Genomic DNA, 7,089 nt, shown 5'->3' on the forward strand with positions numbered 1-7,089 from the left:
ACTGGTTTTATAGATACCATCCTCAAAAGCCATTTTTCAAACGCCGGTATTCTTCCTTCATACAGTGGCCGCATGGGCGGTAGCCGTATTGCCTTGCTTGGGCTGCGAACTGAAAAATACCCGATTTTCGATTTGTGATACATCTAGACCAAGCGAATGTTACCAAACTTACTCACTACGAGATAGACCAACAAGAAGACAAAAATGGTCACCGCCCTAACAAACATCCAGTTTAGGTAAATAAGATAAATACTTTTACGCTATCCAATACCTAGGCCGTAACGACAGGAAGAAATATGGATAACAAACATCTATGATGAAAAACACGCTCGGTAGGACAATTCCATTTTCAAACGTCGATCTTGCAAACTTAAATGAACTGATAGCGCCGAAGGTAGTAAAAATAAATTTTTACTGTTTATTACGAATTTGAATGTCCCGCTGCGGAACCGGTATCTCGATTCCAGCATCATCTAACGCTTTTTTACAGTTCACGATCAACTGTTCCTGCATCGTCCAGAAATTATCATTTGAGGTTGTCACCCTAACTGACAAATTTATTGCACTATCGCCGAGCTCCGTCACGACCACCTGGGGAGCCGGGTCGTTAAACGCAAACTCGTTACCTGCAATCACGCCCATTAGCGTGTCTTTCGCTTTCAGGAGATCCGCGTCATAGGAAACGCCAATATTGAACCATGTACGCCTTGTTCCTAGCTGCGTGTAGTTCGTGATACTGCTATTGGAAAGCTCCCCATTGGGAACCACGACAAGCTGGTTTTGTGGGGTTCTTAGCTTCGTATTGAAAATATCAATCTGTTCAACCGTACCGGATTCTCCAGCACTTGAGCTTATGTAATCGCCTATTTTAAACGGTTTTAAAACTAAGATAAGGACACCTCCGGCAAAGTTCGAAAGAGATCCTTGTAATGCTAGTCCAATCGCCAGACCAGCTGCACCAATTATAGCTACGAAAGCGGACGTCTGAACACCCAACTGAGTAACAACCACAATGAATAAAAGGATATTCAACGCCCACTTTATAAGGGTGGTCAAAAAACTTCGAAGGGAAATATCCATATCACGTTTTTCGAACGCTTTCGTCGACATCTTGTTAATCAACCTAATCAGCCAAAGTCCAACCAAATAGATCAATATAGCGGAAACCACGGCCGTTAGCACTCGCGGAGCCCATGCAATCGCCGATGTTAAGAAATTGTCCCAGTGTTGTTGAACATCGTTGAATTCTAAATTGTTCATAAAAGAAAAGTTTGTAAAGTTAAATAAATGGAGAAAAGTTAGATCTCCGTATTCCTACACTCAACAAGGAAGTAGGCTGATTGTTTAGATAAAAAAATTATCGGCAGAACTAACCGCACGGCCGTAATATAGTAAAAAATACTTTTGATCCATAATCCGTGCAAACCGGATATTTGTGTAAATATAATTCGACATTTTTCTTGTAATTTTTCAATTTCAAGTTGTCGTTCAGTATTGTTATCTATATTCGTAGACAATCGATACTTCATTATGAATAGAATTTTACATTTTTTTAATCTACACGAAGGTGAAGACAAGAAAGAAACTGTCTTAGAAGACGTTATCAAAAACATATCATTTCGAGGCGCTAACGCCTGGATTCTTGCCTGCGCTATCGTGATCGCATCGGTTGGCCTCAACGTGAATTCCACAGCAGTCATTATTGGCGCCATGCTTATTTCTCCGTTGATGGGACCTATTGTTGGGGCTGGTTTTGCATTGGGGACATTTGACTTTCCCTTGTTAAAAAAATCGATGAAGAACTTATTGATCGCAACGGTGATCAGTTTAGTTGTTTCCTTTGTCTATTTTTTACTCAGCCCTTTTAAGGAAGCGCAATCCGAACTACTCGCGCGGACTTCCCCTAATATCTATGATGTGCTTATAGCGATATTTGGCGGTCTGGTCGGGGTGATTACCATCACCCGGGTCAACAAAGGCAATCCAATTCCCGGTGTCGCCATTGCAACCGCTCTAATGCCTCCCCTTTGCACGGCAGGCTATGGTTTAGCCATCGGAAATCTAAGTTACTTTGCTGGAGCGCTCTACCTTTATATTATCAACTGTGTATTTATCTGTATTGCAACCTTTGCAATCGTCAAATACCTTCGTTATCCAAAAACGCATTACGTTGACCAACGACGGGAAAAGAGAATCACGCAGAGTATTACCATTATTACATTGGTTTTGGTCGTTCCAAGCCTTTACTTTGCCTACAATTTACTCCAAGATAAAAAATATAGTAACAAGATTAAACAATTCGTTCAGCAAGAGCTAACCGATAAAGGTTACACGGTTATCTACGAACGTCTGCTTCCTAATCGTAGTCCTAAACGACTGGAACTTGCATTTTTAGATAAAAAATTCAGCGACCACGAGATTGGTACGCTGGAGCGAAATATGGCAGCTTTTGGTGTAGAAAATACGGAGCTGATCATACGCCAGGATAGCTTCGACCTCAAATCGACCATCATGAATGAGATCGATAAGCACAGCGTCGCTGTGAACGAGAAAGACCTAACCATACGCGCGCTAAACAACCGGCTTTCTTCTTACAGTCTGGCGAATCCAGAGCTAGACCGAGATATCAAGATCATCTTCCCTGAACTTTCATTTTATAGTATTGGCCGGCAACAACAATATGCAAACCGCGACAGTCTTACAAGCCATATTGCATTCATATATTTCTCTGAAAAACAACTGGTTACAAACCAAGAATTAAAGCTAAGTCAATGGCTAAACAATCACTTTCCGAACGACAGTGTTTCTATCATCAGACGTGCTGTGCAGCAGAACATAAACTAAAATGGCAACTCAAGCGTGCATATGCATAAATCTACACCAAGGGCAAAAAGTGTTGTTCAATATTGTTGCCTACGTTTATTTGTCACCCAAAATGATCTGATTTTAAGGAATCTGTAAATAATGATAACGGTGTATCGATTCCAAAAACGGCACAAATACTTAAGTATATGGTGTTGCATAATATTTGATTTAAGATCCCCTATAGCTCAATGCTCCTGAAGGACAGGTATCGATCTGATTCTTTAGGTCCTCTATTGATGCATTTTCTGTAGCTATCCAACGTTTTGCCTTTGGATCATAAACATTTGGTAATGTTTTAACACACACACACCAGCATGGATACACTTTTTTGGTTGCCAGACTATCGTTAACTCGTCTTTTTGGTATTCTTTGATAATTCCCATCATTAGAGGTTTTTATGATTTTAGTACGTCCTTTGATGCGGATGGTAGACGGCTCATCCCTGGTTTGGAGGATGCACACAGGCATCCTTTGAATGAAAGAAATTTTAATTATAAAGTCAGATGGGACGGCGTTCCAACACTCAAACGTGCACTCCAAATGCTTACGGAGCAGGCGGCTAGAACACTCGAAGGACAATGGGTAAAAGTCACCGGCGGATGGTCGCCTTATCAGTTTGCTGAAAATCGCCAACCAACCATAGATGAATTGGACAAAGCCGTATCGAATAGACCCCTATATATCCAATATGTCTATAATAGAGGATATCTAAATACATTGGCCATGAAAGTGCTAGGAGTTGGGACATCCAAGTTTCCAGCTTTACCTGAGGCAGAATTCGAGAAAGATAAACAAGGGAACTATACCGAACTAATTGATGAATATACCTTTACGTTTTTAAGACTGGGTGCGCTGTTGCCTGCACCAACGCCAGAAGAAGAGATTAGTTCTTTGGTACATCTCATTCATGATATGAATCGATTCGGACTCACTTCTGTTATTAATGCTACCAGTATTATTGGCTATCCCGAAGGACACAAACCTTTGGAAACCCTGGTGCGCGAAAATCGGTTGAATATTCGCTTTCCTTTTGTCGACATTGCCTGGGATCAAAACTCTAATGCACCCTTTGTAAATACATTAATTGAACGTACTACCAAGACAGCACCCGTCAGTCCCGGACAGAATTTACATCCCACTATGGAGCACGGTTACGAATATGAAGGAATGGGTGAAGCACTAAGACCAGAAATCCATGATCATGAAAATTTTGATAAACCGACATATATTATTCCCAAAGAAAAGATGAAGGAATATGCAGAATAAGATGTTAGAAAACTAATACAGAAAAGAATACATTTCCGTATGCATGTTAGTTACAATGAAAATCTTACGCCCTTTCTAGACGCTCTTGAGAAGGTCATCCAAACAACCCTATTAGATGGCATGCGTTGTAGTGTAGAACATGCGGAGACCATTACTCCAGAAAATATCGAAAGGGTCAAAAAGCTTGGAGGAGGCATTGCCCTGGATAATAAAATGGGGATTCATGGAGATGCTTTTGTAAAAACCCATCGTATAGAGATAGCTTTGTACGCTCCGAGATTAAGGGATTTGGTAAACAGCGGTATTCCGTTACCCTTAACTACAGACGCATTTCACGTGTCACCAGCCAATCCATGGCTTGCACTCAGTTGGGTTGTAACAGGAAAATCTGTATCTGGATTCACCGTATTGGCCGACGACAACCGCCTGGCCCGGGTCGAAGGACTCAGGTTATAAACAATCGATGCAGCATGGTTTGAAAGTGAAGAACATGAAAAAGGTAGGATAGCACCTGGTAATTCCGCTGATTTCGTTTTGTTGAGCAAAGATTATTTTACTGATCCTGAAGATCAGATCAAAAGTATATCCTCGGTTTTGACAGTGGTCGATGGAATAGTAGTATTCGGTTCAGAAAAATACACCAATATAGCTCCAAAATTACCAGACTCTATTCCTTATTGGTCACCAATAAAATATTTTGGAGGATATTATTGGGAAAATTAGAAACGCTCTATATTCTGTTCTATTGGTAGTGTAAAGTGAACTGTCGTCTCACTCCATTTAGGGTTCGTACTAAGAGGCTGTAAGCCTCGTGTGCGAACCCTAAATGGAGTTGCCGAAGGCTTTGATTCTATCTTCAAATTTAATGTGTAATTGTTGCATTGTCAAGCCCCAGTTGTGGATAGGCATAGTCCATTTTTTGGAGATATCTTTGACCACAAGGTAAACTAACTTCAATAATGCTTGATCAGATGTAAATGAGCCCTTGGTTTTTGTTACTTTTCTGATCTGTCGATGCATAGCTTCAATAGCATTTGTAGTGTAAATAGCTTTACGTATTTCTTGCGAATACTCAAAATAAGTAGAGAGATTACCCCAGTTGTCCAACCATCCCTTGACTGCAAGTGGATATTTTTTACCCCATTTCTCTTCAAATGCTAGTAAATAATCATAGCCTTGATCCTGGTTATTGGCCTTATAAACAGGCTTTAAGTCGGCGATAACAGCCTTTTTATCTTTTTCTGGAATATAGCGAAGACTGGTGCGAATCTGATGTACGATACAGAGCTGTACTTGTGTCTCAGGAAAGACGGTAGCTATTGCTTCGGGAAATCCCTTAAGACCGTCTACACAGGCAACCAAAATATCTTCCACACCGCGCTGCTGTAGATCAGTAAGAACAGACAACCAGAATTTTGCACCTTCATTTTCCGAAAGATAGATCCCAATCAAATCTTTTTTACCTTCTTTGTTGATTCCTAATATATTATAAACCGCGCGACTCTGTACACTCCCGTTGTCTTTAACTTTGAAATGCATACAATCCAGAAAAACAAATGGATAAATGGATTCCAGTGGACGATTGCGCCATTCATTCATGGCCGGTATAACTTTATCGGTAATATGCGAGATTTCGGTAGCCGAGATATCCATGGCATACATTTCCTGGACATAGCCTGATATGTCACGAGTACTCATTCCTCGAGCATACATCGCTAAAACATTATCCTCCAGCTCTTCTGTGATGATAAGTTGACGCTTCGCGACAATCTTTGGCTCAAAAGTACCATTCCGGTCTCGTCCACTCTCCAATTCAAAGTGGCCCGATTGAAGGCTCCTAACTGTTTTTTTTGCCCTATCATTTTTACGGTTGATTTCTCCAGAAGCTTTATTCTCCTTTAGATGATGATCAAGCTCACCTTCCAACATACTTTCCAGAAGGTGTTTCAACATAGGTGCAAAAAGACCGTCTGTACCACCCATTTTTTTGCCTTCGTAAAGACCGTTCATCGCTTCCTCTTTGAAGCGCTCAAAATCGAATTTCTCTTTGTTCATTATCTGTGTCTAATATAAAAATTATTTAGATGACACAGTTTAATTTACACCCTCGTTCTATTTTGAATTAACTCTTTCTATTTGAAATCATAAGTTACAAGCATATTCAACATTTTACTTATTTGAACGAAACAACATGTGGAGAGCTAACATGTTGTTCTTTTTTGGTTTTAAACTTTTTCTCTGATACTTGAATTTCAGATGGATTGAAGATCATATACCAAAATAAATATTTATATTTGATAATGAAGAATACCACTGCATTTCTACTATGCCTATTATGCGCCATTGCGGTTTTTCTGATCTTGGGTCTTAATTATTTTGCATTATACCAATTACTCCCGATAGCGGTTTTTTATACTTTTCAAGTGAAAGTTTTTAGTAAAATAAAGCGCTCAGACAAAGCATCTTTTCTATGCTATATTCTCTCAGTATTAATATTGTTGGTATTTCCACTAACAGCACAGGTTATGTGGTATTTTGACATTAATAATCTGGCTTCAAAATCTTCTACCAGTGGCTTACTTTTCGTCTGGCTCCCAGTCTATGCAATTCTTCCTGGAATACTGACTTGTTCAATGGCCTGGATAATTAACCGAAAACTTAAAAAAATGAATCAGTATTTAAAATGAATCTGGTATGTTTACACATCTTTTAAAGACAAAATTATCTTTTTTGAGATTTTACTAATTTCAGGATTATTGTCACATAAGGCTTAAGAAAGCCCTTAAAGCAGGAGATAATGGTACGTCCTTTTTATAAATCAAAACGGTGGCCTGGGGTATTTCGATGGGATCACCGTGCCAGTGGTTTCGGTCCCACCGAAATACCCAACTTTGTCATGATGAAATCGAGTAGGAAGATAGGGATTATTTCCCTATCTGTCCTCTCACACCACCCGGC

The 7,089-nt window shown here is 39.9% G+C and carries 5 protein-coding genes and 1 pseudogene; 3 read left to right on the plus strand and 3 right to left on the minus strand.

From position 1 onward, the window contains the following. Positions 1-411 precede the first annotated feature (411 nt). Positions 412-1,260, minus strand: a complete 849-nt coding sequence (locus tag FM107_RS13140; protein WP_086948970.1) for a mechanosensitive ion channel family protein — start codon at positions 1,258-1,260, stop codon at positions 412-414. A gap of 270 nt (positions 1,261-1,530) precedes the next feature. On the opposite strand from FM107_RS13140, the gene FM107_RS13150 reads away from it, so the two are divergent. After that, positions 1,531-2,844: a TIGR00341 family protein gene (locus FM107_RS13150; RefSeq protein ID WP_086948972.1), complete on the plus strand. Its 1,314-nt coding sequence runs from the start codon at positions 1,531-1,533 to the stop codon at positions 2,842-2,844. A 189-nt stretch (positions 2,845-3,033) separates the two neighbouring features. Here FM107_RS13150 and FM107_RS20260 read toward each other — a convergent pair whose 3' ends face one another. Continuing rightward, entirely contained in the window at positions 3,034-3,333 is a 300-nt protein-coding gene (locus tag FM107_RS20260) for a (4Fe-4S)-binding protein (protein WP_373408002.1), read from the minus strand. On the opposite strand from FM107_RS20260, the gene FM107_RS19710 reads away from it, so the two are divergent. Together FM107_RS19710 and FM107_RS20030 are read left to right on the plus strand one after the other, a co-directional pair. Further along, positions 3,235-4,131, plus strand: a complete 897-nt coding sequence (locus FM107_RS19710; protein WP_218778982.1) for an amidohydrolase family protein — start codon at positions 3,235-3,237, stop codon at positions 4,129-4,131. The genes FM107_RS20260 and FM107_RS19710 overlap by 99 nt on opposite strands. Positions 4,132-4,146: 15 nt before the next feature. Further along, positions 4,147-4,854, plus strand: a pseudogene (locus tag FM107_RS20030) (amidohydrolase family protein). A gap of 99 nt (positions 4,855-4,953) precedes the next feature. Here FM107_RS20030 and FM107_RS13165 read toward each other — a convergent pair. After that, positions 4,954-6,186 carry an IS256 family transposase gene (locus FM107_RS13165; protein ID WP_086948973.1) on the minus strand — a complete coding sequence of 411 codons (1,233 nt, stop codon included), beginning with the start codon at positions 6,184-6,186 and terminating at the stop codon, positions 4,954-4,956. Between the last annotated feature and the right edge of the window lie 903 nt (positions 6,187-7,089).

This window comes from Sphingobacterium sp. JB170, assembly GCF_900163865.1.
Lineage (GTDB): Bacteria > Bacteroidota > Bacteroidia > Sphingobacteriales > Sphingobacteriaceae > Sphingobacterium.